Origin of the sequence: Streptomyces stoeckheimensis (assembly GCF_045822005.1) — a bacterium.
GTDB classification, from domain to species: Bacteria; Actinomycetota; Actinomycetes; order Streptomycetales; family Streptomycetaceae; genus Streptomyces; species Streptomyces stoeckheimensis.
Map to the genome: position 1 here is coordinate 114,438 of NZ_CP169552.1, position 25,790 is coordinate 140,227.

The following is a 25,790-nucleotide window of genomic DNA, read 5'->3' on the forward strand; positions in this document are numbered from 1 at the left end:
GTCTGCCCGTGTTGAACGGGGAGATCATTCATTCCCAGATTTCCCTGGCGGGGAATCGGGAGCTCAGGGTCGGGTATCCATTGACCGGCTGTAGCGCCTGCGCGCGGCGCCGGTTTATCCGGGAGGCCATCGAGGCGATCTTTCCCGGGCTGCGTAGTCCGTCCGGAATTCAGTCATCAGATCTTTCTATCGGATCCGGCTGTCGAATCCGTCCCTCCATGACCTCGTGAGGTGAGCATGCGCACTCTCCTGGTGGATAATTACGACTCCTTCACCTTCAATCTGTTCCACCTCCTGGCGGAGGCCAACGGGCAGGAGCCCGTCGTCATCCGCAACGATGAGCCGGGGTGGAGAATCAGCCATCTGGAGGAGTTCGACAACGTCGTCCTGTCTCCCGGACCCGGCACCCCCGAACGCCCGGAGGACTTCGGCGTCTGCACCGAGATCGTCCGCGCGGCGGACCGCCCGGTCCTCGGCGTCTGCCTCGGCCACCAGGGCATAGCCCACCTCGGCGGCGGCACCGTCCGGCGGGCCCCCGAACCCCGGCACGGACGGGTCTCCCCCGTGGAGCACTCCGGGACGGACCTCTTCGCCGGGATCCCCTCGCCCTTCGACGTCGTGCGCTACCACTCCCTCACCGTGGCCGACCTGCCCGAGGACGTCTTCGAGGCCACCGCGTGGGCGCCGGGCGGCATCCTCATGGGCCTGCGCCACCGCGAACGCCCCCTGTGGGGCGTGCAGTTCCACCCGGAATCCATCAGCAGCGAGCACGGACTGCTGATGATGCGCAACTTCCGCGAGCTCACCACCCGCTGGCAGCAGGAGCACCCCGGCGCGCGACCCCTCGCACCGGCCGCACCCGCCGCCGCGCCCGCCCGCCCCGCCCCGAGCCGGCACCTGCGCGTCCTCACCGAGCGGCTGCCCACCGCATGGGACCCGGAGATCGTCTTCGACGAGCTGCTGCGCGGCGGGAACCACGCCTTCTGGCTCGACAGCAGCCGCAGCGACGGCGCCACGGGCCGCTTCTCGATCATGGGCGACGCCTCCGGCGACCTGGCCCGCGTGGCCACGGCCGACGTGGCGGCCGGCACGGTCACCGTCGTGTCCGAGCGGGACGGCGTCCGCAGCGCGCAGGTCGTGCAGCGCCCCTTCTTCGACTGGATCGACGAGGACTTGAAGTCCCTGGAGGTGGACCTGCCCGACCGGGCCGAGAACCCCTGCAACTTCGCCCTCGGCTGGGTCGGGTACCTCGGGTACGAACTGAAGGCGCAGTGCGGGGCCGGCCCGGTCGTCCACCGCTCGAAGCAGCCCGACGCCACGATGGTGTTCGCCGCCCGCGCCCTGGCCTTCGACCACCTGACCGGCACCACGCACCTGCTCGCCCTGGCCCCCGCGGACCCCGGATCCGACGCCGAGGCGCTCGCCCACGACGCCTCCGCCCGCGCGTGGCTGCACACCACCGCCGGACGGCTGCGCGCCCTCGCCGGACGGACCGCGGACGCCGACGTGTCCGCGCAGCCCGTGGACGCCGGCGATCTGAGCCTGCGCCACGACCGGGACGCCTACCTGGACCGCATCCGGCGCAGCCAGGAGGACATCGCCGCCGGCGAGACCTACGAGGTCTGCCTCACCAACGAGCTGCACAGCGAAGCGAAGGTGGACCCCTGGGAGGGGTACCGGTTCCTGCGCCGCACCAGCCCGGCGCCGTTCGCCTCGCTGCTCCTCTTCGAGGACCTCGCCGTCCTCAGCACCTCGCCGGAACGGTTCCTGCGCGTCACCGCCGAGGGGCTGGCCGAGTCCAAGCCGATCAAGGGCACCCGGCCGCGCGGCGCCACCGCGGAGGAGGACGAGGCGCTGCGCGTGGACCTGCGGACCAACGAGAAGGACCGCTCCGAGAACCTGATGATCGTCGACCTGGTCCGCAACGACCTCGGCCGGTGCGCGGAGGTCGGCTCGGTCCACGTGCCCAAGCTGTTCGACGTGGAGACCTTCGCCACGGTGCACCAGCTCGTCAGCACCGTACGGGCCACCATGCGCCCCGGAGTGAGCGCCGTGGAGTGCGTGCGCACCGCGTTCCCGGGCGGTTCGATGACGGGCGCCCCCAAGATCCGCACCATGCAGATCATCGACGAACTGGAGGAGGGCCCGCGCGGCGTGTACTCCGGAGCGATCGGCTACTTCTCCCTGTGCGGCGGCGCCGACCTCAGCATCGTCATCCGCACCGCCGTCGTGACGGAGGAGGGCATCCGCTACGGAGTCGGCGGCGCCATCGTCGCGCTCTCCGACCCCGCCGACGAGTACGAGGAGACCATCACCAAGACGACCCCGCTGCTCCGCCTCCTCGGCAGGGGCTTCCCCGGCCGCGACGCGGCGGCATCCGCAGAGCCCCCGGTGTCCCGTTGACCGGGCCGACCCCGCCCACCGTGCCGGGCCGCGCCGACCGCCTCTTTGCGCTCACCCGTCACGGAGCCCTGCGCGAGGTCCCCGTGACGGACGCCCCGGGCACGCTCCTCGCCGCGGACTCCTGGCTGGTCGACGACGGCCGGGTCCGCGCCCTGGACCGGCACCGCAGCCGCTTCACCGCCACCTGCACCGAGACCGCCGGCGTGCCCGTCGCACTCCTGGACACCTTCTGGACCGCGATGGCGGCCCTGCTGCCCCGGGCGGCCGGCCACTGGTTCCCGCGCGTGGAGCTGGAAACCGTGTCCCCGGACGCGTCCCCGGACACGGTCCTGCCCGGTGGCCACCGGCTGCTGTACCGGCTGCGCCCCGCGCCCGCGCGCACCACGACGGCCAGGGTCTGGGGACTGGCGGTCTGCGACCCGCGCCGGACGCCCCGTCACAAGGGGCCGGACCTGGGCGCCCTGGCCGAAGTCCGCTCCAGGGCCACGGCCGCGGACGCCGACGAGGCGCTCCTGGTCACCGCGGACGCAGTGGTGCTCGAAGCGGCCAACTCCTCGCTCCTGTGGTGGGAGGAGGACGTCCTGTGCCATCCGCCCGCCGAGCTCCCGGTGCTCCCCGGGGTCACCGCCTCGCTGCTGCTCGACCGGGCGGCGCGCACGGGAGTGACCGTACGGCCCGTCCGGCGCAGGCTCTCCGCGCTGGCCGGCCGCGAGGTCTGGGTGGTCAACGCCCTCCACGGCCTGCGCCCCGTCACCGCCTGGACGGGCGGGTCCCTCCCGGCCGGCGATCCGCTGCACGCCGCTGCGTGGCAGAACTGGCTGGACGGACAGCGGACCCCGCTCCCGGCGTGAACCCCGCCACGGCGAACCGCCGCCGCTGCCCGACCAGGGCGGCGGCGGCGGTTTCCGCCGGAGCGCGCACATGCCGGGCGCAGATGCCGGGCGCCATTCCGGGGAAAGGACCGCACCAATCGGTGCGGGCTCCGCATTGCATTTCCACTTGGAGCCGACCGGGAATTCGGTTTCGCCGTTATTCGGCGGCCGCGATCGGCTGGAGCCGGCGCGGGATCGTCGAGCCGGCCGGATCGGTCCGGGCCAGATCGCCGGAGAGCACGGCCTGGTGCAGCTGCTGGAGCGGAGCGGACGGCTCCAGCCCCAGTTCGCGTACGAGCGAGGCCCGCAGCTTCTGGTAGGCCTCCAGCGCGCGCCAGCCCCCGCCCGAGCGGTGCAGGGCGCGCATCAGCTGCCCGCAGAAGCCCTCGTGGAGGGGATGGCGGGCCGCCAGCACCCGCAGTTCGGGGATCACCTCGGCGCAGCGCCCGAGCCGGATGTCGGCCTCGATGCGCCGCTCCAGGGCGGCCGTGCGCTCCTCGTTGAGCTGGAGCACCTCGAGTTCGAGGATCGATCCCGCGCGTACGTCGACCAGCGCCGGCCCCTGCCACAGCGCGAGCGAGCGGCCGAGCAGGTCGGACGCGGCACGGTAGTCGCCGATGTCGTAGGCCGCCCGGCCCTGCCCCGCGAGCCGCTCGAACTCGTGGGCGTCGACCTGGCCCGCGGGAACCTGGAGCAGGTAGCCGCCGAACCGGGTGACGAGGACCTCCTTGGCGTCGAGCGCCGGGTCCCGCTCCAGGGCGGTGCCGATCTTCCGGCGCAGCTGGAGGATGTACGTCTGCAGCGTCGTGGTGGCGCTGCGGGGGATGTCCTCGCCCCAGATCTCCTCCATCAGCGTCGGCACGGTGACGACCCGGCCGGCGTGCAGGGCGAGCAGGGCCAGCAGTTGCCGGGGCTTCGTAGCGGTCGGAACCACCGAGACGCCGCGCTCCTGGGCAGTGAGCGACCCGAGTACTTTGATCTCCATCTGTGCGCTCTCCCTCATCGGGCCGCGGATGCCGGACGGTGTGCGACGACCCCTTTGGAGTCAGGCGAACAGCGTCGCAGCCGAGGCCTCCGGCGGCCCAGTGAGGTGCGCACGAGGTGAATCATGAAAATGTCATACGCGGCCGGTGAACGTGGCACTGCCGGTGCTGTGAGGTCCCCCTCCAGACTCTCGTCCCAACAGGACACCAGTGCAGCACCGTTCGTTTCAGGGGGAAGTCATGAACGTGGCCCAGGAACTTTTCCGTTTCGCGGAACTCGCCGCCCGTACCGCTCTGGAACCGAAGCTCGGACAGCGCTTCGACGCCGACCCGGCCGGGGTTCTGCTGGAGTTCGGACTCGAAGCCCAGGGAGTGGACTGGACGTCCGGCGCGACCCTCTCCATCGACGATCTGAGCGCCGCCGTCACCGGTCCGATGTCGATCTGCCTGCGGTGCAGCACCTGCACCGGCGGCAACCTGACCGACCAGGCCGACCTCCGGGTCGCGGCGTGACGCCCCCGCGGGAGCACCAGGCGGGCCCCTTCGTGGCCTTCAAGCGCCACGTGCGGGCCGAAGCGGTCCCGGGCGAGGCCGCGTTCGTCCTCTCCGACCAGGGCGTGACCGTCCTGCGCGGCGCCGGCATCGAGAGCCTGGTCCCGCTGCTCGACGGCAGCCACACCCTGGACGCCTTACTCAGGGCCGCCTCGGCGACCATGCCGGTCGCCGAGGTGGGCCGGGCGCTGCGGAGCCTCGCGCAGGCCAATCTGGTCGGGTACCGGCACGGCGGCGCCGAACCGGCGGGCGCCGACCCGGCCGGCGGGGACACCGCCCTGGCCCAGGCCTACTGGGACCGGGCGGGCCTCGACGGGTACGAGGCGACGGCCGAGGTCCGCACGGCGCCGGTCGCCGTGATCCCGGTCGGCGGGGTGAACGCCGCCGAGGTCCGCGCCGCCTGCGCCGCCTCCGGGCTCAACGCCGTGGAGGAGGACGCCGACGCCCCGCTGGCCCTGGTGGTGTGCGCGGACTACCTGGACCCCGGGCTGAGGTCCGTCTCCCGGCGGCTGCGCCGCCAGGGCCGGACCTGGCTGCTGGCCAGGCCGTTCGGAGCCGACCCTTGGACCGGCCCGTTCTTCTCGCCGGCCACCGACGGACCCGACGGCCCCGACGGACCCTGCTGGTCCTGCCTGGCCCACCGGCTCTCCGAGCACCGCGCCGGGGAACTCCCCGTACAGCGCGCCCTGGGCCTGGACGGGCCGGCGCCGCGACCCGCCCCGACGCTCTCCGCCGTACGGTCCCTCGGACTGCAGTGCGCCGTACTGGAACTGTCGAAGTGGCTCGCGGGACTGCGCTACCCGGAGCAGCGGTCGGTGTGCGTCCTGGACAGCCTCAACCTGAGCACCGCCCACCACACCGTGCTGCGCCGCCCGCAGTGCCTCGACTGCGGGGACCCCTCGCTGGTCGCCCGCCGGACGGCGCGGCCCCTCGCCCTGGCCTCCCGGCCGAAGGCGGAGGGCACCGGCAGCAACGACCGGGCCGTCTGCGCCGAGGGCATCCTCATCGAGAACCGCCATCTGATCAGCCCGGTCACCGGCATCGTGACGAACGTCCGCCCGGTCCCGGGACTGCCCGACGGACTGCACGCCTACGACTCCGGTCACAACCTAGCCCTGCGCGGGCACTCGCTGGCCGGGGTCCACCAGGTCCTGCGGGCCCGCAGCGGAGGCAAGGGGGCGACCGCCACCGAGGCCCGGGCGAGCGCGCTGTGCGAGGCGGCGGAACGGTACAGCGCCGCCCGCCAGGGAGACGAGCTGGTCATCCGCGAGTCGATGGCCGGGCTGGGCGCCGCGGCCGTCCACCCCAACACGTACCAGCTGTTCGACGAGCGGCAGTACGCCGACCGGGCGCGCTGGAACGCCCTGCAGCCGCCCTTCCACCGGGTGAGCCGCCCCTTCGACCCCGCCGCCGAGACCGAGTGGACCCCCGTGTGGTCGCTCACCGCCGGCGCCCACCGGATGCTGCCCACCTCCACCCTGTACTTCGACACGGGCACGGGCGCCTCCCGGGACGGCCTGTGGGCCGACTCCAACGGCAACGCCGCGGGCGGCAGTCTCGAGGACGCGGTGGTCCAGGGCGTGCTCGAACTCGTCGAGCGGGACGCCGTGGCGCTGTGGTGGTACAACCGGCTGAGCCTGCCAGGCCTCGACCTCGACTCCTTCGACGAACCCTGGCTGGCGGCCACCAGATCGGCGCTCGACCGGGCCGGCCACCAGGTCTGGACCCTCGACCTCACCTCCGACCTCGGAATCCCGGTCGTGGCGGCCGTCTCCCGGCGCACCGGCGGCCCCGGGGAGGAGTTCGTCTACGGGTTCGGAGCCCACCTCGACCCGCGGCTCGCGCTGCGCAGGGCGGTCACCGAGATGGTGCAGATGCTGCCGGCCCCCGGCGGTTCCGGTACGGCCCTGCCCGGACAGCCGCAGCTCTTCGCGGACCCGGGGCAGACCGGGCGGACCCCCGCGTCCTGGCGGTACGCCGGACGCAACGCGGACCTCCTCGACGACGTCACGCACCTGCGTACCCTGCTGGAGTCGCACGGGATGGAGCTGCTGGTCCTCGACCAGACCCGGCCTGACGTGGGCATACCCGTGGTCAAGACGCTCGTGCCCGGACTGCGGCCGTTTTACGCCAGGTTCGCCCCGGGACGCCTTTTCGACGTACCGGTGCGTCTCGGCCAGCGGAATACTCCCACCGCATTCCGTGAACTCAACGGGGTTCCGCTGCCCTTGTAGTTGTACGTGTGGATGCCCTTCCGGATGCCCTTCCGGATCCCCTTGTAGATCAGCTCTCTGCTACCTCTCCGATCTCCGGCGGGCTCGGCATATAGTGCGGACTCGGACCCTCTCGTTTTCCCTACCGAGGAGTGAGCATATGACGGGCCGTTTCCGGACTGCGGACAACGACCTAGCTCAGGGAACCGAGCAAGCGGAAAGCTTGAATCCGGACAAGCGCGGCCGCGTCACCGACGTCCTGGCCCCGCGCCTCGCGCAGGGCATCGTGGTCACCGTCCTGTCCGGGTACGCAGTCGTCACCCTGCTCAACGTCGAATACGCACTGCGCGACCAGCGGCGCGAACTCTTCGTCTGCGCGACGGCGGTCATGCTCCTCTACGGCCTCCAGCTGGTCCTCACCTCGCCCAAGGCCCGGCGCTGGTCCACCGGCCGCAAGTGCGCGGCCCTGGGCGTGCAGTTGTTCCTGACCTTCTTACCCCTGGTCTGGCTGAACGTGCTGTGGGGCAGCGTGGCGGGACCCCTGAGCGCCTCGGTCCTGCTGCTCGCACCGCCCAGGATCGCCTGGCCCTCCTTCGCGGCCATCTCGGGCGTCGTGCTGTGGTGGGCGGTGGGCCAGGGCGGCAACGTGCTGGACCTCGCGTACTCGACCATCTCCACCGCGCTGACCGGACTGGTGGTGTACGGCCTCACCCGGCTGACCGACCTGGTCAACGAAGTGCACCAGACCCGTGCGGAGATGGCGCGGATGGCCGTCATCCAGGAACGCCTGAGGTTCGCCCGGGACCTGCACGACCTCCTGGGCTACAGCCTCTCGGCCATCTCGCTGAAGTGCGAGCTGATCCAGCGGGTCGTCGTCAACAACCCGGAGCGGGCACGCGAAGAGGTCGTCTCCGTCCTCGGGGTGTCCCGCCAGGCCCTCGTCGACGTACGGGCGGTCGCCCGCGGATACCGCGACATGTCGCTGGCGGCGGAGGCCGTCTCGGTGGCCGACGTGATGGCCTCGGCGGGAGTGGAGGCGAAGGTCGACATCGACTGCGGGCGGCTCCACCCGCTGGTGGACACCGTGCTGGCGACCGCCCTTCGCGAGGGCGTCACCAACATGCTCAGGCACAGCAAGGTGCAGTCCTGCACCATCAGGGCGGCGGTCGACGGGGAGACGGTGGAGCTGGTGATGGAGAACGACGGGGTGGTGGCCGTCGGGCTCGCGGACCCCGCGGACCGGGGCAGCGGGCTGGGCAACCTGGACACGAGGCTCACCGCGATCGGCGGGACGCTGACCGCGGGCATCGCACCGCAGGGCCGGTTCCGGGTGACGGCGAGGGCGCCGATGAGACCGGTCGCCCCCGACCCCCCGGACAGCGTCGGCCCACAAGGATGCGGGTACGACGGGAGCGCAGGAAGAGCGTCCGTCGCGGCACTGGAACGTCGAGCCGGCTGAAGCGGCGCGAGCCGACCGGCACGAGGGGTATACGGGGGAACAACCATGCTGTCGCTGCTTCTTGCCGAGGACGTCCACATGGTCCGCGGCGCACTCATCGCATTACTCGAACTGGAACCCGACTTCCAGGTGGTGGCCTCCGTGGACCGCGGTGACCTCATCGTGGCCTCCGCGCTCGAATCGCGCCCCGACGTCGCGATCATCGACATCGACCTGCCCGGGATGGACGGGCTGACCGCGGCCGCCGAACTGCGCGAACGCCTGCCCGCCTGCCGCACGCTGATCCTCACCAGCCTCGGCAGGCCCGGCACCCTGCGCCGGGCGATGGCCGCCCGCGTCTCGGGGTTCCTGCTCAAGGACTCCCCGCCGGCCCGGCTCGCCCAGGCCGTACGGGCCGTGGCCAACGGACAGCGGGTGATCGATCCCGATCTCGCCCTCAGCGCCTGGGAGGCCCTGGACAATCCGATATCCCCGCGCGAGACGCAGGTGCTCCGGCTGGCAGCCCGGGGCGCCGACGCCGGTGAGATCGCCGAGCAGCTCTTCCTGAGCGAGGGCACGGTACGGAACTACCTGACGGCCATCGTGGACAAGCTCAACGCCCGCAACCGGATCGACGCCATCCGCATCGCGGAGGAGGCGGGCTGGATCCCGTAACCACGGCTCAGGCCACGCGCAGGACCCGGGTCGGTTCCTCGCCGACCTCCGCGGCGGCGGACAGCCCCGCCAGCCGGCTGCGGTAGCCGTCGCCGGCGCGCACCCGGGCACAGGCCTCGGCGTCCAGCCACCACAGCACGCCCAGGTAGACCCGGGGATCGGCGGCCGAGCGGAGCAGATCGCTGCCGCCGAAACCGCTGTCCGACACGCACTGCGCGACCAGGGCGCCGAAGTCGAGCTCGAACTGCTTCGGCGGGCCGTCGAGCACGGCCCGGACCAGCACGACGTGGGCGGCGTCCGAGAGCTCGCCCCCGACCGTCATCCGCCCGACGGTGACCATCAGTTCGCTGGTGGAGGTGGTTCCCGGACCGAGCCCGGGGTGCCGTACCGGCGACGGCCCGTCCTCGTGACCGGCCTCGTGCGAGGCCTGGAGCAGCCGGTCCAGGGTGCTCCACTGGTCGAGGTGGACGTAGCTGCCGGGCCGGTCCGGGCAGGCGGCCGTCACGAGCGCCTCGAATCCCTTGGCGGACTCCCGGTGGCGCGCGTAGTCGACGAGTGCCCGCTCGAACGAGGAGGGATCCCCGGTCGTGGTCATCCGCTCGACGACCGTCACCTGCCGGCCGCGCTCTCGCTGGGACATCGGCGGCTCCCCTCCTGCTCCGTGCACGGCATAACCGGTGCATTGTCGGCACACGCCGCTAGAGCGGCGATGGAACCGGCTTCCGCACGGGCCCCCGCCGACCCCCGTCGCCCCCTCGTGCGCCCCGGTGGGAAGGGTTTTCACCGGCCGTGCCGAACTTCTGCCGTTCCCTTGTCCGTCGCCTGGCCGTCGCTCGCGCACGCTGGTGGACAAAGAGCCGGGAACACGGCGACCCGACGGCCTCCGGGACGGGGCAGGGGAGGACGACGCGTGAAGAAGGTGCACTTCGCCGGGACACACCGGGTCCGCCACCCCGAGGAGACCTGGGCCCGCCTCGACGAGCTCCGCGATTCCTTCGGGATCACCCGGATCGCCGATGTCACCGGCCTCGACACCCTCGGCATCCCGGTCGTCGCCGCGATCCGGCCCGCCGCCCGGACCCGACCGCTCGCCTACGGCCGCGGAGCCACCCCCCTGCTCGCCCGGATCTCCGCCGTCATGGAGTCTGTGGAGCTCTGGCACGCCGAGTACGCCTGCCCGCCCGCCGAAGTGCTGCGCACACCCGCGCGCGAACTCGCCCTGCCCTACGACGTACGGGCCCTGCCCCTGCCGCCCGGCAGCCTGCTGAGCGAACACACCCCGCTGGACTGGGTCATCGCCGCCGACCTGGTCACCGGCGCTCCCGTACCCGCCCCCCGGGCCTGTGTCACCGCGGGCGAGGAGACCGGCACCGAGTGGCGGCCCCCGCTGCTGCGCACCACGGCCGGCGGACTGGCCGGCGGCAACAGCTACGAGGAGACCGTGGTCCACGCGCTCTACAAGCTGATCGAGCAGGACTGCGCCGTCGCCCCGGCCGTCGCCCCGGCCCCGGCCTCCCTCGCCCCGGCCGGCCCCGACGCCACCGGTCCCGTCGACCCGGCCGGGGTGGACGACCCGCTCTGCGCCGAGGTGCTCGCCCGCCTCGCCGCCGCCGGAGTCCGGGTCACCCTCACCCGCCGCGCCAACCGCTGGGCGCTGCCCTGCTTCTCGGTGGGCCTGTGGTCGAAGTCCTTCCCCGTGCCCGTCACCGCCGTCGGTGTGCACAGCGCCCCCAGCATCGCCCTCGGCCGCGCGCTGACCGGCGCCGCCCGCGACCGGCTGCGCGCCCTGGTGGGCGACGGCCCGGCCACGGCCGCCCGGGCCCGCGCGACGCCGCCGCGCGCCGCCCGCACCGCCGGGACGCCCGCGGGGCGGGTCCTCGACTGGCGGGAAGCCGCCGCCCACGCCGCCGAGTTCGCCGAGTTCGCCGAGGACACCGACGAGATGCGCTGGCTCGCCGGCCTGGTCACCGCGGTGACCGGCCACCGGCCCGTGGCCGTGGACCTCAGCACCGAAACCGACGTCCGCGTCGTCAAGGTCGTCGCCGCGGGCCTCACCGGCCCCGCCGCCGGCGCCGGCCCCGTACGGCTGCCCGGGGAGCGCCGATGACCACCCACGTGTTCGTCGGAGCCGCCCTCGGCGCCGACGAGGTCCGCACCGCGTACCCCGGGTCGGTCCTCCACCCTCCGGCCCGCCACGGCGACCTGCTCGCCCTCGCCGCCGGGCCCGGGGACACCGTCGTCCTCCTCGACGGCGTCCAGTGCCACGGCACCCCGGTGTCCCACGAGGAGATCCTCGACCTCCTCGCCGACGGCACCCGGGTCGTCGGCGCCGCCGGGTTCGGCGCCCTGCGCGCCGCGGAGTTGTGGCCGTACGGCATGCGCGGCATCGGCCTCGTCTTCGGCATGTTCGTCCAGGGCACCCTGGACGGCGACGCCGAGGTCGCCGCACACCGGCCCACGCACACCCACGGGCACCCCACCGTCGCGCTGGTCACCCTGCGCTGGACGGTCGCCAACGCCGTCACCGACCGGATCCTCGACCCCGCCACCGGCGACACCCTCCTCGACCTCGCCGCCTCGATGCACTCCGCCGAGCGCTGCTGGCCCGCGCTGCTCAGGCTGGCCGGCGAGCACGCGAAGGCGACCGGCGAGGCCGCGGCAGCCCTGCGCGCGTACGCCCGGCGGACCCGCTCCACCACCGATCTGCAGCGCGTGGACTCCCTGCTTGCCCTGTCCTGGCTGGCCCAGGAAGCACCCGCCTCCGCCGCGCCGCCCGCACCGGATCCCCTGCCCGTACCCGCCTGGTTCCTCACGCCCACGAGCCGTCGCGCGCAATGGCGCGGCACGTTCCGGCCCACACCGGGAGCCTCGCGCCACCCGGCCGTCCGGGAGCTCGACGTGCTCCGCTTCCAGCAGCTCTACGCACCCGACTTCCCCGCCCGCTACCGGGGCTTCACCCTGCACCGGATCGCCGGGCACCTGCTGCCGACGGGGGAATCGGAGCTGGAGACCTGCGCGCTGGAGTCCGCCGCACGGGCGGGCATCACCGCGGACCTGCTCCCCGCCCAGGCGTGGGAGCACTGGCTGACCCCCGGCGAGCGGCGCTCCGGAACCCCTTGGCACCGGCTGCTCACCCTGCTCGTCCGCTCCTTCCGCAGCGCACCGGGAGACGCCCCCTTCCACGGGGTGCCCGAGGAGCTGCGCCGTGCGGACGCGGTGTGGGCGGCGAGCACGAACGCCGTCGCCGCCATCGACCGGCTGGGCGAGTCCGCCGCGGCGAGCGGACCGGGGGGCACCGCCCGGCGGATCCCGGTGAGCGAAGTCCGCGGGCACCTGCGGGAGATCTGGGGTTCCGGCAGCCCGGCGGCCCTGGAAGCGGCGGCCCGCGACCGGGGCTTCGCCTCCCTGGCCGAGGCGGAGGAGACCGCCCGCCGGTTCATGCCCCTGCGCGCGGCGTCAGCCCAGGTGGAGGCCCGCTAGCGCCCCGCTCTCGGCCCGCTCTCGCGCCCCGTCCGAGGCCTTCCGGCGGCGGTACTGTCCCGAAGTGGGGTCCACTCGCGGGCAGCGGACCGGACCGGGAGGCACCGATGAGGAACGTACTGATCGTCGAGGACGACGACGGAGTCGCCGAGGCCCTGGAACAGGCGCTGACCGTGCACGGCTACGCCACGTGCCGCACCGGCACCGGCGCCGCGGCCCTGGAGCACCTGGACGACGCCTCCCTGGTCCTGCTCGACCTCGGCCTGCCCGATCTCGAGGGTCACGAGGTCTGCCGGCGGATCCGGGAGCGCTCCTGCGTCCCCGTCATCGCGCTGAGCGGCCGCGCCGGCGAACTGGACCGCGTGATGGCCCTGCACATGGGCGCCGACGACTTCGTGGCCAAGCCCTTCGGCCGCTACGAGCTGATGGCGCGCATCCAGGCCGTCATCCGGCGCTCCGGCGACTGCCCCCGGCACCACGACGCGGCCGCCGCGAACGAACCGGAGCCCGGGCCCGATCCCGTAGGCGCACACGAACAGGCACACGAACCAGCGCACGAACAGGCACACCCGGCCGCCGGCATCCTGCGGGCGGGCCCGCTCAGCCTGGACCGGCGCGCCCGCAAGGTGTACCTGGACGGCACGGAAGTACGCATCACCCGCAAGGAGTTCGAGCTGCTGACCATGCTGCTGGAGGAACCCGGCACGGTCATGGAACGCCAGGACATCATGGCGCGGGTCTGGGACGAGAACTGGTTCGGTTCCACCCGCACGCTGGACGTCCACGTGGGCTCCCTGCGCGGCAAGCTCGGCAGCAACGACTGGATCGAGGCGGCCCGGGGCGTCGGCTACCGGCTGACCGTCCCGCAGCCGCGGGCGTCATGAACGCGGTGAACGCGCCTCCGGGGTGGGAGCCGGAGCCGCCCACGGTCGTGGTGGCCGCCGCCCACCAGATGCGCGGCCCGCTGTCCTCCGTACGCCTGCGCCTCGAACTCCTCCAGGACCGCTACCTCGACGCGGCCGATCCCGCCCCGGGCCGGGAGGTGGCGGCCATCCTGCGCGAAGTGGCGCGGCTCTCCGAGGTCCTGGAACAGGTACTGGCCTGGGGCGCGGTGGAGCACGCCGTGGCCCGGGCCGAGACCGCGGACGCCCTCGCCGTCGCCGGGCTGCGCGTGGAGGCATGGTCCGCCGCGGCGCGGGCCGGCGGCACGCACCTGGAGATCATCGGAGAGCGGGCCTCCCTCGTCCAGCAGCCCGGCACGCTGGAGCAGACCCTCGACGTCCTGCTGGACAACGCGCTCAAGGTCTCCCCGCCGGGCGGGACCGTACGGGTGTCGGTGGGCCGCGACGCCCCCGGCGAGGTGGCCGTGGACGTCTGCGACGAGGGCCCGGGGATGACGCGCGAGGAGATCGCCCACGCCTGCGAACCCTTCTGGCGCGGCCGTGCGGGCCGCGGCGGCCGGGGCAGCGGCCTCGGACTGACGATCGCCGCCGCCCTGCTCGGCGCCTCGGGAGGCCGCCTCGAACTCGGTCTGCGCACGGGCCTTTCCGGCCTGCGCGCGAGGGCCGTCCTGCCCGCGGACACCCCCGCGCCCACCGGCCCGCCGCAGGCTCCGGCCCCCGCCGCGCGGGCCTCGCCGCTGGTCCGCACGACCTCGTAGGCCGCGGGGCCGTCAGGCGTTCGGCTCGTGCGTGCGGGCCTGCCACGTACGGGGTCCGTCGAAGCCGCCGCCCCGTTCGGGGCGGCGCCAGCGGGCCGCCGTCCGCCGCAACGGGCCGTGGTCCGCCACGGGACCCGGTTCCGCGGCCCTGGCCAGCAGGACGGCGGTGAGCGCGGCGACTTCCTCCGGGCTCGCGCTGCCCTTCTCCACCCGCACCAGGAACGGTGCGTGCTTCTCGTGTACCGCGTCGCGTACCTCGGTCATCTCCGGGTCCTCCTCACTGGGGCGGGTTGCCGTGCTTGCGGCGGGGCAGCGCGGCGTCCTTCGTGCGCAGCATCGACAGGCAGCGGATCAGTGCCGAGCGGGTCTCGCGCGGGTCGATCACGTCGTCGACGAGACCGCGCTCGGCCGCGTAATAGGGGTGCACCAGCTCGGTCTTGTACTCGTCGATCTTCTGCCGGCGCATCGCCTCGGGATCGTCGGCGGCGGCGATCTCCCGCCGGAAGACCACGTTGGCGGCGCCCTCGGCTCCCATCACGGCGATCTCGTTGGTCGGCCAGGCCAGCGCGATGTCCACCCCGATCGAGCGGGAGTCCATCACGATGTACGCACCGCCGTACGCCTTGCGCAGGACCACGGAGATCCGCGGCACGGTCGCGTTGCAGTACGCGTACAGCAGCTTCGCGCCGCGCCGGATGATGCCCTGGTGCTCCTGGTCGACGCCCGGCAGGAAGCCGGGGACGTCGACGAGGGTGACCAGCGGGATGTTGAAGGCGTCGCAGAACTGAACGAACCGGGCGCCCTTCTCGCTGGCCTTGATGTCGAGGACCCCGGCCATCGCCGCGGGCTGGTTCGCGACGATCCCCACCACCTGGCCGCCGAGCCGGGCCAGCGCCACGACCAGGTTCGGCGCCCAACCGGCGTGGACCTCCATGTAGTCGCCGTCGTCGGTGATCTCCGCGATCACCTCGCGGATGTCGTACGAGCGGTTCCCGTCGGCCGGGACCGTGTCGAGCAGCGCGTCGCAGTGCCGGTCCTCGCTGTCCTCGCTGTGCACGTCCGGCGGCAGCTCGCGGTTGTTGGAGGGGAGCAGGGAGAGCAGGTAGCGCACCTCGGCGAGGCAGGTCTCCTCGTCGTCGTACACGAAGTGGGCCACGCCCGAGACCCCGGCGTGGACGTCGGCGCCGCCCAGGCCGTTCTGCGTGACCTCCTCCCCGGTGACCGCCTGCACCACGTCCGGACCCGTGATGAACATCTGCGAGATGTCGCGGACGGCGAAGACGAAGTCGGTGAGCGCCGGCGAGTACGCGGCGCCGCCGGCGCACGGCCCGAGCATCACGCTGATCTGCGGGATGACGCCGGAGGCCTTGGTGTTGCGCTGGAAGATGCCGCCGTACCCGGCCAGCGCCGAGACGCCCTCCTGGATGCGGGCGCCCGCCCCGTCGTTCAGCGAGACCAGCGGGGCCCCCGCCGCGATGGCCATGTCCATGACCTTGTGGATCTTCTGGGCATGGGCCTCGCCGAGCGCCCCTCCGAAGATCCGGAAGTCGTGGGCGTACACGAACACGGTGCGGCCGTCGACCTCGCCCCAGCCGGTGACCACGCCGTCGGTGTAGGGGCGCTTGTCCTCCAGGCCGAAGCCGGTCGCCCGGTGCCTCCTCAGCCCCTCGACCTCCGAGAAGCTCCCCTTGTCGAGGAGGAGGTCGATCCGCTCGCGCGCGGTCAGCTTGCCCTTGGCGTGCTGGCGCTCGGTGGCCGCGGGGTTGGTGCCCTCGCGGGTCTCTTCCTTGATGCGGGCCAGTTCGCCGAGCCGGTCCGGCGGCGCGCCGGCCCCGCCGGCCTGTTGTGTCGTCACCACGGCGCTACTTCCTCCCCGTTGTCTGGTCCATGTCGGTCACCGGTCGGCAGACGGTTCGATGTCGGAGCACATCGACGGCTCCGAGGCGATCAGCTCCAAGGCGTCGGCGGTGGTCAGCATCTCCATCGTCACGAAGCGGGCGGTGATCTCGTGCGGTCCGCCGGTGAGCAGGGCCGACGCCGCCACGTGGGCGGGGCAGCTCGGCAGGTTCTGGACGACCCAGCCCTCGGGGCGGTCGGCCACGTCCGGTCCTTCGTCGGTGCCCAGGTAGTCGGCGGACAGCTCGCGCCCGAGTCCGGTGCCCAGGCCCTTGAAGTAGGCCTCCTTGCGCGTCCAGAGCCGGCCGAAGGCCAGCTGCCGGTCCGTGTCCTCCTCGATCTCGGCGAGTTCCTTCTGCTCCATCGGGTGCAGATCGGGCAGGCACAGGTTGGTCGTCTCCAGCGACGGCACCCGCTGCACGTCGATGCCCACGGTCGAGGTCGCGACCCCGATGAGGACCACCCCGTGACTGTGCGACAGGGAGAACTGCAGCGGCAGCGGCGAGTCGAGGAGCACCGGCCGGCCGTGCGGACGGTCGCAGCAGGGGCAGGCGTCCCGGCCGAACTTCAGCTCGCCCGGCGCGATGCCGGTGTACGCGGAGAGCAGCCGCCGCAACGCGATGTGGGCCGACAGGTACGTCAGCCGGTCGTTGGGCCGGATGAACGCGGCGGCCCGCTTGTGCTCCTTGGCGTCGAGCTCGTCCGTGACGAGGGCGCCCTCGTTCTCCTCCGTCAGGTCCGGATGGCACACCCACAGGTGCATGTCCTGGTCCGGTGCGGTGATCCGGGCCGTCCCGGAGGTCTTGCTCATCGGCCCGCGCCGGCCGTCGCGGCGAACTGGACCTGGGATTCCCGGCGGTCCGGCATCAGCGCGCACAGCAGGGCGGCGACCTCGGCCACGCTGTCGTCGCGCAGCAGGTCCGCCGCCTTCACCGTGACGCCGAGCGCCGTCTCCAGCTTCCGCTTGAGCTGGATGGCCATGATCGAATCAACGCCCTGGCTGCGCAGCGGCCGGCGGACGTTGATCCGGTAGGCGGGCGGGATGTCGAGGGTCTCCGTGAGCTCCTGGCAGATGTACTGCTCGATCATCCGTATGCGCGCCCCGGTGTCCGCGGCGCGCAGGGCGGGCAGATCGGGCAACCGTTCGAGCCAGGTGGTTGTGTTCTGTATTGCCATGGTTTGTACCGCCTTCTGTGAAGGGTGGACGGTGCTTTTGGGCGGGAAAGGGGACCGCTCGGCTCTGGTGGTGGGGGTCGCCCGCTCGCGCCGGCGCCGGCCGGATCATCTGTCCGTGTGCCGCGCCGGGGTGCCGGAGCGCCGGTCCAGCGGCGCGGGACGGCTGTGGCGTCACCCTTCCCAGAGCGTCCCGACGTGTTCCGGAGGGCGGGTCGCGCCCCGCTTGACGGCCCTTGGGCAGAGCTCTGGCCTCGTTCCGCCGGGCTCAGTCTTCGATTCCGGTTAGGGACTGCGGTCCCTAACCGGCGACGCCGAACCACCGCAGCAGGGCCCGCGGCAGGCCGGCCCCCGACCTGTCCGGTGCGGTCCACACGATGTGGCCGTCCGGCCGTACGAGGAGTGCGTCGGTGCCGTGCAGGGGGCCCGGCGGGGCGCCCGGCTCGGGGCGGGCGGTGACGAAGGCGACCCGGTCCGCCCAGGGGCGGGCCGCGCAGCGCAGGGCCGGGTTGCCGACGAGGTCCAGCAGGAGCCCGCGGCCCGGGCGCAGCATGGCCGTCGTCGTCATGACGGGTCCCCAGGGCGTGACCAGCCGGGCGTGCGGGATCCGTGCTCCGAGCAGGGCGCGCGGAGGATCCGTACCGGACCCTGTGCCGGGCAGCGGGTGCGGCTGGGCCCTGATGGTGGCCAGCACCCGGCGGCCGGCCTCGCGCCGCTCGGTGTCGTAGCTGTCGAGCAGGCCGGGCGGCGCCCAGCCCCGTACGGCCGCCGCCAGTTTCCAGCCGAGGTTGACCGCGTCCTGCAGGCCGAGGTCGAGCGCCCGCCCGCCGGCCGGCACCCGCCGCTGGGCGGCGTCGCCCGCGAACAGCACCCGGCCGGGGAACCGTGCCCCCGTCAGGCGCCGTACGGTGCTGCGCCCGCCGTCGCATCCGACGAGGTAGCGGCCGCGCAGGCGTACGGCGCCCTCGGGTCCGACCGCCTCCGCCTCCACGTGCTCCTCGGTGACGGTGAGCCCGCGCAGTTCGAAGCGGCGCCGCACGTCGGCGCCCGAGGAGGCCGCCCACCGGCCGAAGTGCCCCCGCATCTCGCGGGGCGGGGTTCCCGGGGGGTCGAGCAGGCCCCGGCCGTCGAGGATCTCCATGGTGCGGGTGTGCAGGGCGGAGGCCCGCGGCCGCGGCGCCGGGGTCTCCCCGCGATCCAGTACGGTCACCGCGGCGCCGCCGAGGCGCAGTTCACCGGCGAGCATCAGCCCGACGGGCCCCGCGCCCACGACGACGACATCGGTGTCCAGCCGGTCTTCGAGCGAGCCGTGCTGGGACATGCGCACTCTCCTTGGTCTCGATCTCGGCGGACAGCTGACCGGATCGTGCTTCACAGCTTCTTCGGGCCGGGGCGCGCGTTCAACACACCGCGTTTTCAGAGCCTGGCCAGAGTTCTGCAGCCGTCGTCCGCCCGTGTAAGCAACGACGCACGTGAAGTTCAGGAGAGAGACAGAAGGGCCCCGACGGCCTGAGGCGGACCGTGCGGCCGCGGCACGGCCCTCGCCCGGCGCCGAGGCCTGTACACGGATGCCCGCACCGGTCGTAGCCCGCGTAGGCCCCGTGCAGGACGCCGCATGCGGCCGGTGGGGACCGTCTGCGCGTCTGCGGTACCGGTGACGGGCGGGACGCGGGATAATCGGGTTCATGGTCATGCTCTCCCCCGGCAGTGCGGCGCCCTCGGCGGCCGAGGTGCTCCACGCCCGGTACGCCGGCCGGCTGCCCGCCTCGCTGGAGAAGCTCGCCGGACCCCGCCACGGCGTGGTCGAGCTGCCGCTGCACGTGGCCTGGTCCGGACTGCGGTCCTACGACCTGGACCGCCCGCGCCTGCGCATGGGCCTCTACCGCACCGTCCTCGCCGAGGGGCAGCACGAGGACCTCGTCACCCTCCTGGACCGCGACCTCCTCCTCGCGCAGTGGCCCGTCCTGCGCACCCTGGTCAGCAGGCACCTGCGCGAGGTCTGGGAAGACGCCTTCCCCGAGCTGCTCCCGGCGACGGGATCCGCCGCCGCGTGAAGCTGAGCGACCTGCACCGCCGGCTCCTCGCGGCCGTGATCGACATCGGCGCTCCGTACCCGCTCGTGATCACCGGCGGGTACGCCGTCCAGGCCCACGGCCTCGTCGAGCGCCTCAGCCAGGATCTCGACGTCGCGACCGAGAACCCCGCTCCGATGGCGGAGATCGCCGCCGGGCTGGAGACGGGTCTGGCGGCCCGGGGCTGGCAGGTGCGCGTGATCGCCGTGGACCCGCTGGCGGCCCGGCTGATGGTGGTCGACCCGGACACCGGGGAGGAGTGCGAGGTCGACGTCCTCAAGGAGCACTTCTGGAACCCGCCGGCCCAGACCGAGTACGGGCCGGTCCTGCCCTTCGACTCCGTCATCGGTACGAAGGTCCGCGCCCTGGCCGACCGCGGCGCGGTCCGCGACTTCATCGACGTCCACGCCGCCTCCCGCCACCGCACCACCACCGAACTCGAACGCCTCGGCGAGCGCCACGGCCGTGACGAGTTCCGCCTCCAGGACCTGCGCGACCGCCTCGCCGGTGCGGACTGGGCGGACGACGACGAGTTCGCTGCGTACGGCCTCACCGAGGACGAGACCGCCGAGCTGCGCTCCTGGGCCCGCCGCTGGACCGACGACCTCGACCAGCGCCTGCACGACGGCGACCACGACCACGACGTCCCCCTTTAGCCGGAGCCCTCCGGGGACTGCGGCGCGGGCTTCGTGTGCAGGACCTCGCGGGCCTGCTCCGCGGCGCGGGTTATGCCCTCGCTCACGAAGTCGACGAAGCGGGCGATGTTTTCGAGGCGGGTGGCGGCCGGCGTGCCCGGGCCGAGGACGCCGACGCCCTGCCGGGCCGTCTCCACGAGCAGGGTGTGGGCGCGGGCGCTGGCGATCATCCCCTGGTACCAGACGTCGTCGTCGACGACGTAGCGCTCGCGGCGGCCCTCGTCCGGCTCCCGGCGGACGAGGGACTGGCCTTCGAGGAAGGTGATGGCCTTGGAGACGGACGCCGGGCTGACCTGGAGGCGCCGGACGAGTTCGGACGCGGTGAGACTGCCCGCGTCGGTCGTGTAGAGCGCGGCCAGTACCCGCGCCGTCATCTTGGACAGGCCCGACTGCATGAAGATCCCGGCGAACGTCTCCTCGTACGCGCGCACGGCCTCGGCATCGCGCCCGTCGGCCTGCGGGGACGCCTGCGGCCCCCGGGGCGCGGCCTGCCTGCTCCGGTGGGCACGGCGTTCGGTGGCGCGGTGGGCCAGGTCGGAGCGGTAGGAGGCGGGACCGCCGTTGCGCATCACCTCGCGGGTGACCGTCGAGGTCGGCCGGTCCAGACGCCGCGCGATCTCCGCGTAGGCGAGCCCGTCGGCCAGCCCCAGCGCGATCTGCTGGCGTTCCTGCTGCGTGAGTCTGCCTCCCGGCACCGTGATCTCCCTCTGTAGGTCCGCGATGCTCCCAGCATAGCGTTCACTCCCAGTTCATTGCAACGTTCGACACGCTCGCGTTGCATTGAATTCAAAGCCATTGCAACGATAATGGCGCGTTGAGCTGCACAGATATAGAAACTACGCAACGAGTATGTTGCCAGATATTGGAATGCAACGTAGCTTTTCCGTTGTCAGAAACAAACGGCACCACCGCAGACCACAGGAGAAAGCCATGCAGAAGTTCGCCACCACCGCCCCGATCGCCGCCGTCCTCGACATCCCCGCCGGCCGTATCCGCCTCATCGCCGCCGACCGGGCCGACACCACCGTCGAGGTCCTGCCCGCGGACGCCTCGAAGGGCCGCGACGTGAAGACGGCGGAGCAGACGACGGTCGCCTACGCCGACGGCGTCCTGCGCATCGAGGTCCCCGAGGCGCAGAACCGGATCCTCGGCGCCGCCGGATCCATCGAGGTCACCGTCCAGCTCCCCGTCGGCTCCCGCATCGAGGCCAAGGCCGCCGCCGCCGAGTTCCGGGGCGTCGGACGGCTGGGCGACGTCGCCTTCGAGGGCGCGCAGGCCACGGTCAAGCTCGACGAGGCCGCGAGCGCCCGCCTCACCGTCCAGGCCGGCGACATCGCGGTCGGCCGACTGGGCGGTCCCGCGGAGATCAGCACCCTGAAGGGCGACATCAGCATCGCCGAGGCCGTGCGCGGCACGGTCGTGCTGCGCACCGAGTCCGGCGACGTCTCGGTCGGCGCCGCCGCCGGAGCCGCCGCCTCCCTGGATGCCGGCACCTCCTACGGCCGGATCCACAACGCCCTGCGCAACACCGGGGGCGCCGACCTGCTGGAGATCCACGCGACCACCTCCTACGGCGACATCACCGCCCGCAGCCTCTGAGCCGCACGACTCCCGCCGCCGCACCGCAACCGCCGCACCACCCGCCCGAACCGGCACAGCCACCCGCACGCACCGTCGAAGGAGCAGAGCAATGAGCACCACCGAGCAGTACCGGGCCGCGGAGCGGCTCCTGCACCGCCCCGCCCGCCCCGGCGAGCTCGTCACCGGCGACAAGGTCAGGCCGCAGTGGATCGACGCCGACGCCGACGCCGACGCCGGCGCCCGGTTCTGGTACGCGGTGCCCACGGGCGCCGGCCGGCGGTTCGTCCTGGTCGACCCGGCGGCGGGCACCCGGGAGCCGGCCTTCGACCACCCCCGGCTCGCCGCCGCCCTGGCCGTGGCCTCGGGACACCCGGTCGACCCCGAGGCCCTGCCGTTCACGGGGATGGAACCGGCGGGCAGCGCCGTGGAGTTCGACGCCTTCGGCGAGCACTGGCGCTGCGACCTGGACGGCTACACCTGCGAGCGCGCCGAGTCCACCCCGCCGGGCAGCCCGCTGGAGGTCCCCTCGCCCGACGGGAAGTTCGCCGTGTTCCGGCAGGGGCACGACCTGTGGGCGCGCTCGCTGTCCGACGGCCGTACCTGGGCCCTGACCACCGACGGCGCACCCGGCCACGCCTACGGCGCCGGCCCGGACTGCACGGCCAACGCCACCCTGCTCGGAAAGATCGGCCTCCCGCACCTGCCGCCCGCCGTGGCCTGGTCGCCCGACTCGACGAAGGTGCTGGCCCACCGCACCGACGAGCGCGAGGTCCGCCTCGCCCACCTCGTGCAGGCCGCCCCCGCCGACGGTGGCCCGCCCCTCACCCGCACCCAGCGCTACGCCCACCCCGGCGACGCGCACGTGCCGCGCGCCGAGCTGGTCGTACTGGACCTCGCCGAGGGCGCCGTGGTCCGCGCGCAGGCCGAGCCGCTGCTCATGCCGCAGCTGTCCCCGATCACGGCCCGGTGGGCGTGGTGGGCCCCGGACGGCTCGGCGGTCCACTACCTGGACCGCCCCCGCGACCTGCGCACCCTCACCCTGCACCGGCTCGACCCGGCCACCGGCGAGGTCACCACGGTGCTCGGCGAGAGCGGGCCCACCCGGGTGGAGCCCAACCCGTGGGCGTTCGAGCCGCCCATCGTCCGGGTCCTGGCCGACGAAGTGCTCTGGTACTCGCAGCGCGACGGCCGCGGCCACCTGTACCGCTACGACCTGCACACCGGAGCCCTGCTCGGACAGGTCACCTCCGGTCCGTGGGAGGTCCGGCAGATCCTGCACGTCGACGAGGCCGGGCGGACGGTCTACTTCACCGCCTCGGGCCTGGTGGAGGAGGATCCGTACCGGCGCACGGTGTGCAGCGCGTCCCTGGACGGGACGGCCTTCACCCGGATCACCCCGGACGACCAGGACCACACCGTCACCACGTCCCCCGCCCACGACTACTTCATCGACTCCGCGTCCACCGTCGACACCCCGCCCGTCACCCGGGTCCGCGACTGGACCGGCCGGGTCCTGGCCGAGCTGGAGCGCGCCGACACCGGCAAGCTCACCGAGACCGGCTGGACCGCGCCGGAGCGGTTCTGCGTCAAGGCGGCCGACGGCGAGACCGACCTCTACGGAGTCCTCTACCGGCCGCGGGACTTCGACCCCGCCCGGCGCTACCCCGTCATCGACAGCCTCTACCCCGGACCGCAGGTCAACCGCGTCGCCCCGGGCTTCGACCCCGGCGGCCTGGGCATGGACGCCGAACCCCTCGCGGCGCTCGGATTCGTGGTGATGGCCGTGGACGGACGGGGCACCCCCGGCCGCGGAAAGGCCTTCCACGAGGGCCGGCTGTCCGACGCCGGCTGCCTGGACGACCACGTCGCGGCGCTGCGCCAACTGGCCGCCACCCGGCCGTGGATGGACCTGGACCGGGTGGGCGCGTTCGGCCACTCCGGCGGCGGATTCGCCGCGGCCCGCGCGATGCTGGACCACCCCGGGGTGTTCACGGCGGGAGTGGCCCTGTCCGGCTCGCACGACGCCCGCACCTTCAACCTCGGCTTCGTGGAGTCCTACGACGGCGCGGACAACCCCGAGGCCTGGGCCCGCACCTCCAGCCTGGACCTCGCGGACCGCCTCGCGGGCAAACTGCTCCTCGTCCACGGAGAGATGGACGACCAGGTCCACCCGGCCCACACCCTCCGGCTCGCCGACCGCCTCATCGCCGCCGACAAGGACTTCGAGCTGCTCGTCGTCCCCGGCGCCGACCACACCTTCATCGACCACCTGGCCTACGTCCGCAAGCGCTGCTGGGACTTCCTGGTCCGCGAGCTCCAGCACACCCGGCCCCCGGCCCACCGCCCGGCCCCGATCCCCCTGGGCCCCGAGCTCCTGGCGGACCTGTTCGCCTGACCCGGGGGACCGGGGGACCGGAGACCGGGTGAACCACCGACGGCCCGGCCCCGGGAAGCTCCCGGGGCCGGGCCGTCACCGCATCGGACGCGTCGTCAGGCGCGGCAGCGCAGCATCTCCAGCGGGGGGTTCTCGGCGAGGTTCGCCCAGTGCTCCGCACCGAACTCCCGCAGGCCGGCCTCCGACACCGTGATCGGGGTCCAGGTGAGCCCGCTGAACCCGGCCGCCTTCAGGGAGTTCTCGTAGACCTCGCGGCGCGGGAAGTTCGCGATGAACGAGACCGGCGGGTCGAGCAGCGCCGTGGTCCGCACCTTGAACCCGGTCTCGACCTCCTCACCGGTGAGCTCGGTGCGGAAGCCGTACTTCTCCGGTGTCGGACCGTCGAAGCGGTAGTCGGGCGACTGGTTGATCAGGAAGAGCTCGGCGCCCGGCTTCAGGCTCCGGTGGATGTTGCGGCACATCCGCTCCGTGGTGGCGATGTCCGAGGCGTAGTTGAGGAGCTGGACGGCCAGCCCGACGTCGAAGGGCTCCTCGAAGGACCGCAGCTCGGCCGCGTCCCCCACCTCGTAGCGCACGCCCAGGGGATCGCGCTCCTCGATGGCCTGGGCCACGGAGACCAGCTCGGGGGAGATGTCGATCCCGAGCACCTCGGACGCGCCGCGCCGCTTGAGCTCCCGGCTGTAGAAGCCGGTGCCGGACGCCACGTCGAGCACCGACTTGCCCGTCACGTCCCCGACCAGGGCCAGGAATCCGGGCACGATCGCCCACTGCTCCAGCGGAAGGGCCTTGAACCCCTCGTACGCCTCACCGATCTTGTCGTACTGCTCCTGTGCACTCATGGTGCCGTCCTCCCCGTTGGTTTTCACCGTGCAAGAGGGCCTGCTCCCACCCGTGAACGCGGCGGATCAAGCCCTCTGACCGGCAGTCTCTCCCAAACCGACAGGTCATCAGCCCTGGCGAAAACCACAAAAACCGGCCATCCCTCCCGGCCTCCCGCACAGCCGCCGCGCGGCGCCGGGAGACCGGAGGGGGGGTGGTTCAGGAGGCCGCGAGCGCGACGCACATCCCGCCGAGCGCCACCGCCTGGAGCAGGACCCGGACGTTGATGACGCTGTCCCAGGTCCGCTGCAGCCCACGGGCGTCCGGCGCGACGCGGCAGTCCAGCGCCGCTCCGGTGAGCTCCTTGTTCACGGGCGCGCTCACCTTGTTGTAGATGGCCAGCCACACCACCAGTGCCAGGGCGGCCACGCCCGAGGCCACGGACGGAGTGGTCTTGCCCTCGAACCCGGCCACGGCGGCGGTGCCGACCGTGGCCACCAGGCCGAAGACGCCCGGTACGGGCATCCTGCGGTCGCCGAAGCGGTGGATCTGGCCCATGGCGCTGGTCAGGGCCGCGTCGTCGACATGGGCCATGGCCGGCCGCTGGACGAGTGCCGAGAACACGTCGGTGCCGTAGACCACCGCGTTGGCCATGGTGGCCACCACGGCCAGCGTGAGCAGGAGCGCTTCCATCACAACCACCTCTGTCGTTCTGCCGGTTGCCGCGGGGCCGTCGCGCCACGGGGATATAGCGATGCTAGATGTCCTGCTGACACTATCAACATCGACGCTCGCAATGCTAGCGTTGACAACTACCGGAGTCCGTCAGGGATCTCGTACCCGATGGGAGCGGCCTGGCCGCCCGGACAGCCACGAGGAGAGC

Annotated in this window: 24 protein-coding genes; 14 read left to right on the forward strand and 10 right to left on the reverse strand. The window is 73.1% G+C overall.

Annotation, left to right across the window (positions count from 1 at the left end; all coding sequences use genetic code 11):
- Positions 1–237 precede the first annotated feature (237 nt).
- Positions 238–2,403 (forward strand): aminodeoxychorismate synthase component I, encoded by a 2,166-nt coding sequence (gene pabB / locus ACE1OC_RS42170; RefSeq protein ID WP_407841963.1) that lies wholly within the window; start codon positions 238–240, stop codon positions 2,401–2,403.
- On the forward strand, positions 2,400–3,254 hold the full coding sequence (locus ACE1OC_RS42175) for an aminotransferase class IV (protein WP_407841964.1): 855 nt from the start codon (positions 2,400–2,402) through the stop codon (positions 3,252–3,254). The genes pabB and ACE1OC_RS42175 overlap by 4 nt, the downstream gene beginning before the upstream one ends.
- A gap of 178 nt (positions 3,255–3,432) precedes the next feature.
- Here ACE1OC_RS42175 and ACE1OC_RS42180 read toward each other — a convergent pair whose 3' ends face one another.
- Positions 3,433–4,260 (reverse strand): AfsR/SARP family transcriptional regulator, encoded by an 828-nt coding sequence (locus ACE1OC_RS42180; RefSeq protein WP_407841965.1) that lies wholly within the window; start codon positions 4,258–4,260, stop codon positions 3,433–3,435.
- A gap of 238 nt (positions 4,261–4,498) precedes the next feature.
- Here ACE1OC_RS42180 and ACE1OC_RS42185 point away from each other — a divergent pair, with 238 nt between their 5' ends.
- The 4 genes from ACE1OC_RS42185 to ACE1OC_RS42200 all read left to right on the forward strand — a co-directional run bounded on the left by ACE1OC_RS42185 (position 4,499) and on the right by ACE1OC_RS42200 (position 9,136).
- Complete coding sequence (locus tag ACE1OC_RS42185) at positions 4,499–4,771, forward strand: hypothetical protein (RefSeq protein WP_407841966.1); 273 nt, start codon at positions 4,499–4,501, stop codon at positions 4,769–4,771.
- Positions 4,768–7,044, forward strand: a complete 2,277-nt coding sequence (locus ACE1OC_RS42190) for a TOMM precursor leader peptide-binding protein (RefSeq protein ID WP_407841967.1) — start codon at positions 4,768–4,770, stop codon at positions 7,042–7,044. Before ACE1OC_RS42185 ends, ACE1OC_RS42190 begins: the two co-directional genes overlap by 4 nt.
- Before the next feature lie 202 nt (positions 7,045–7,246).
- Positions 7,247–8,482 (forward strand): sensor histidine kinase, encoded by a 1,236-nt coding sequence (locus tag ACE1OC_RS42195; protein ID WP_407841968.1) that lies wholly within the window; start codon positions 7,247–7,249, stop codon positions 8,480–8,482.
- A gap of 45 nt (positions 8,483–8,527) precedes the next feature.
- Positions 8,528–9,136, forward strand: a complete 609-nt coding sequence (locus ACE1OC_RS42200; protein WP_250745316.1) for a response regulator transcription factor — start codon at positions 8,528–8,530, stop codon at positions 9,134–9,136.
- 7 nt (positions 9,137–9,143) lie between these two features.
- Here the strand turns inward: ACE1OC_RS42200 and ACE1OC_RS42205 are convergent, their stop codons facing one another.
- A complete protein-coding gene (locus ACE1OC_RS42205; RefSeq protein WP_407841969.1) occupies positions 9,144–9,776 on the reverse strand; it encodes a hypothetical protein in 633 nt (210 codons plus the stop codon).
- Between the two features lie 270 nt (positions 9,777–10,046).
- On the opposite strand from ACE1OC_RS42205, the gene ACE1OC_RS42210 reads away from it, so the two are divergent.
- The 4 genes from ACE1OC_RS42210 to ACE1OC_RS42225 all read left to right on the forward strand — a co-directional run bounded on the left by ACE1OC_RS42210 (position 10,047) and on the right by ACE1OC_RS42225 (position 14,276).
- Entirely contained in the window at positions 10,047–11,243 is a 1,197-nt protein-coding gene (locus tag ACE1OC_RS42210) for a YcaO-like family protein (protein WP_407841970.1), read from the forward strand.
- On the forward strand, positions 11,240–12,616 hold the full coding sequence (locus ACE1OC_RS42215; protein ID WP_407841971.1) for a TfuA-like protein: 1,377 nt from the start codon (positions 11,240–11,242) through the stop codon (positions 12,614–12,616). Before ACE1OC_RS42210 ends, ACE1OC_RS42215 begins: the two co-directional genes overlap by 4 nt.
- A 107-nt stretch (positions 12,617–12,723) precedes the next feature.
- Positions 12,724–13,500: a response regulator transcription factor gene (locus ACE1OC_RS42220; RefSeq protein WP_407841972.1), complete on the forward strand. Its 777-nt coding sequence runs from the start codon at positions 12,724–12,726 to the stop codon at positions 13,498–13,500.
- Positions 13,497–14,276, forward strand: a complete 780-nt coding sequence (locus ACE1OC_RS42225; RefSeq protein WP_407841973.1) for a sensor histidine kinase — start codon at positions 13,497–13,499, stop codon at positions 14,274–14,276. The genes ACE1OC_RS42220 and ACE1OC_RS42225 overlap by 4 nt, the downstream gene beginning before the upstream one ends.
- 12 nt (positions 14,277–14,288) lie before the next feature.
- On the opposite strand, the gene ACE1OC_RS42230 is transcribed toward ACE1OC_RS42225, so the two are convergent.
- The 5 genes from ACE1OC_RS42230 to ACE1OC_RS42250 all read right to left on the reverse strand — a co-directional run bounded on the left by ACE1OC_RS42230 (position 14,289) and on the right by ACE1OC_RS42250 (position 18,666).
- Positions 14,289–14,540: an acyl-CoA carboxylase subunit epsilon gene (locus ACE1OC_RS42230; protein WP_407841974.1), complete on the reverse strand. Its 252-nt coding sequence runs from the start codon at positions 14,538–14,540 to the stop codon at positions 14,289–14,291.
- 13 nt (positions 14,541–14,553) lie between these two features.
- The gene (locus ACE1OC_RS42235) at positions 14,554–16,134 is read right to left on the reverse strand and encodes an acyl-CoA carboxylase subunit beta (RefSeq protein ID WP_407841975.1); all 1,581 of its coding nucleotides are present in this window, start codon (positions 16,132–16,134) and stop codon (positions 14,554–14,556) included.
- A 36-nt stretch (positions 16,135–16,170) separates the two neighbouring features.
- Positions 16,171–16,983: a 4'-phosphopantetheinyl transferase family protein gene (locus ACE1OC_RS42240; protein WP_407841976.1), complete on the reverse strand. Its 813-nt coding sequence runs from the start codon at positions 16,981–16,983 to the stop codon at positions 16,171–16,173.
- Positions 16,980–17,348 carry an acyl carrier protein gene (locus ACE1OC_RS42245; protein WP_407841977.1) on the reverse strand — a complete coding sequence of 123 codons (369 nt, stop codon included), beginning with the start codon at positions 17,346–17,348 and terminating at the stop codon, positions 16,980–16,982. The genes ACE1OC_RS42240 and ACE1OC_RS42245 overlap by 4 nt, the downstream gene beginning before the upstream one ends.
- A gap of 298 nt (positions 17,349–17,646) precedes the next feature.
- Complete coding sequence (locus ACE1OC_RS42250) at positions 17,647–18,666, reverse strand: FAD-dependent monooxygenase (RefSeq protein ID WP_407841978.1); 1,020 nt, start codon at positions 18,664–18,666, stop codon at positions 17,647–17,649.
- A gap of 364 nt (positions 18,667–19,030) precedes the next feature.
- Here ACE1OC_RS42250 and ACE1OC_RS42255 point away from each other — a divergent pair, with 364 nt between their 5' ends.
- Complete coding sequence (locus tag ACE1OC_RS42255; protein ID WP_407841979.1) at positions 19,031–19,399, forward strand: hypothetical protein; 369 nt, start codon at positions 19,031–19,033, stop codon at positions 19,397–19,399.
- Positions 19,396–20,073, forward strand: coding sequence for a nucleotidyl transferase AbiEii/AbiGii toxin family protein (locus ACE1OC_RS42260; protein ID WP_407841980.1), 678 nt, complete (start codon positions 19,396–19,398; stop codon positions 20,071–20,073). Before ACE1OC_RS42255 ends, ACE1OC_RS42260 begins: the two co-directional genes overlap by 4 nt.
- Here ACE1OC_RS42260 and ACE1OC_RS42265 read toward each other — a convergent pair.
- Positions 20,070–20,807 (reverse strand): GbsR/MarR family transcriptional regulator, encoded by a 738-nt coding sequence (locus tag ACE1OC_RS42265; RefSeq protein ID WP_407841981.1) that lies wholly within the window; start codon positions 20,805–20,807, stop codon positions 20,070–20,072. The two genes, ACE1OC_RS42260 and ACE1OC_RS42265, sit on opposite strands and share 4 nt — an antisense overlap.
- 235 nt (positions 20,808–21,042) lie before the next feature.
- Here ACE1OC_RS42265 and ACE1OC_RS42270 point away from each other — a divergent pair, with 235 nt between their 5' ends.
- Both ACE1OC_RS42270 and ACE1OC_RS42275 read left to right on the forward strand, forming a co-directional pair.
- Positions 21,043–21,711, forward strand: a complete 669-nt coding sequence (locus ACE1OC_RS42270) for a DUF4097 family beta strand repeat-containing protein (RefSeq protein ID WP_407841982.1) — start codon at positions 21,043–21,045, stop codon at positions 21,709–21,711.
- A gap of 91 nt (positions 21,712–21,802) precedes the next feature.
- A complete protein-coding gene (locus ACE1OC_RS42275; RefSeq protein ID WP_407841983.1) occupies positions 21,803–24,088 on the forward strand; it encodes a S9 family peptidase in 2,286 nt (761 codons plus the stop codon).
- Positions 24,089–24,183: 95 nt separating this feature from the next.
- Here the strand turns inward: ACE1OC_RS42275 and ACE1OC_RS42280 are convergent, their stop codons facing one another.
- Positions 24,184–24,927 carry a class I SAM-dependent methyltransferase gene (locus tag ACE1OC_RS42280; protein ID WP_407841984.1) on the reverse strand — a complete coding sequence of 248 codons (744 nt, stop codon included), beginning with the start codon at positions 24,925–24,927 and terminating at the stop codon, positions 24,184–24,186.
- A gap of 199 nt (positions 24,928–25,126) precedes the next feature.
- Positions 25,127–25,600 (reverse strand): DUF1772 domain-containing protein, encoded by a 474-nt coding sequence (locus tag ACE1OC_RS42285; protein ID WP_389690610.1) that lies wholly within the window; start codon positions 25,598–25,600, stop codon positions 25,127–25,129.
- Positions 25,601–25,790: the final 190 nt, after the last annotated feature.

Coding starts and splice junctions, on each gene's coding strand:
- pabB (WP_407841963.1), top strand. CDS start 238: ATGCGCACTCTCCTGGTGGATAATTACGACTCCTTCACCTTCAATCTG.
- ACE1OC_RS42180 (WP_407841965.1), bottom strand. CDS start 4,260: ATGGAGATCAAAGTACTCGGGTCGCTCACTGCCCAGGAGCGCGGCGTC.
- ACE1OC_RS42185 (WP_407841966.1), top strand. CDS start 4,499: ATGAACGTGGCCCAGGAACTTTTCCGTTTCGCGGAACTCGCCGCCCGT.
- ACE1OC_RS42200 (WP_250745316.1), top strand. CDS start 8,528: ATGCTGTCGCTGCTTCTTGCCGAGGACGTCCACATGGTCCGCGGCGCA.
- ACE1OC_RS42205 (WP_407841969.1), bottom strand. CDS start 9,776: ATGTCCCAGCGAGAGCGCGGCCGGCAGGTGACGGTCGTCGAGCGGATG.
- ACE1OC_RS42215 (WP_407841971.1), top strand. CDS start 11,240: ATGACCACCCACGTGTTCGTCGGAGCCGCCCTCGGCGCCGACGAGGTC.
- ACE1OC_RS42220 (WP_407841972.1), top strand. CDS start 12,724: ATGAGGAACGTACTGATCGTCGAGGACGACGACGGAGTCGCCGAGGCC.
- ACE1OC_RS42225 (WP_407841973.1), top strand. CDS start 13,497: ATGAACGCGGTGAACGCGCCTCCGGGGTGGGAGCCGGAGCCGCCCACG.
- ACE1OC_RS42230 (WP_407841974.1), bottom strand. CDS start 14,540: ATGACCGAGGTACGCGACGCGGTACACGAGAAGCACGCACCGTTCCTG.
- ACE1OC_RS42240 (WP_407841976.1), bottom strand. CDS start 16,983: ATGAGCAAGACCTCCGGGACGGCCCGGATCACCGCACCGGACCAGGAC.
- ACE1OC_RS42245 (WP_407841977.1), bottom strand. CDS start 17,348: ATGGCAATACAGAACACAACCACCTGGCTCGAACGGTTGCCCGATCTG.
- ACE1OC_RS42250 (WP_407841978.1), bottom strand. CDS start 18,666: ATGTCCCAGCACGGCTCGCTCGAAGACCGGCTGGACACCGATGTCGTC.
- ACE1OC_RS42255 (WP_407841979.1), top strand. CDS start 19,031: ATGGTCATGCTCTCCCCCGGCAGTGCGGCGCCCTCGGCGGCCGAGGTG.
- ACE1OC_RS42270 (WP_407841982.1), top strand. CDS start 21,043: ATGCAGAAGTTCGCCACCACCGCCCCGATCGCCGCCGTCCTCGACATC.
- ACE1OC_RS42275 (WP_407841983.1), top strand. CDS start 21,803: ATGAGCACCACCGAGCAGTACCGGGCCGCGGAGCGGCTCCTGCACCGC.
- ACE1OC_RS42280 (WP_407841984.1), bottom strand. CDS start 24,927: ATGAGTGCACAGGAGCAGTACGACAAGATCGGTGAGGCGTACGAGGGG.
- ACE1OC_RS42285 (WP_389690610.1), bottom strand. CDS start 25,600: ATGGAAGCGCTCCTGCTCACGCTGGCCGTGGTGGCCACCATGGCCAAC.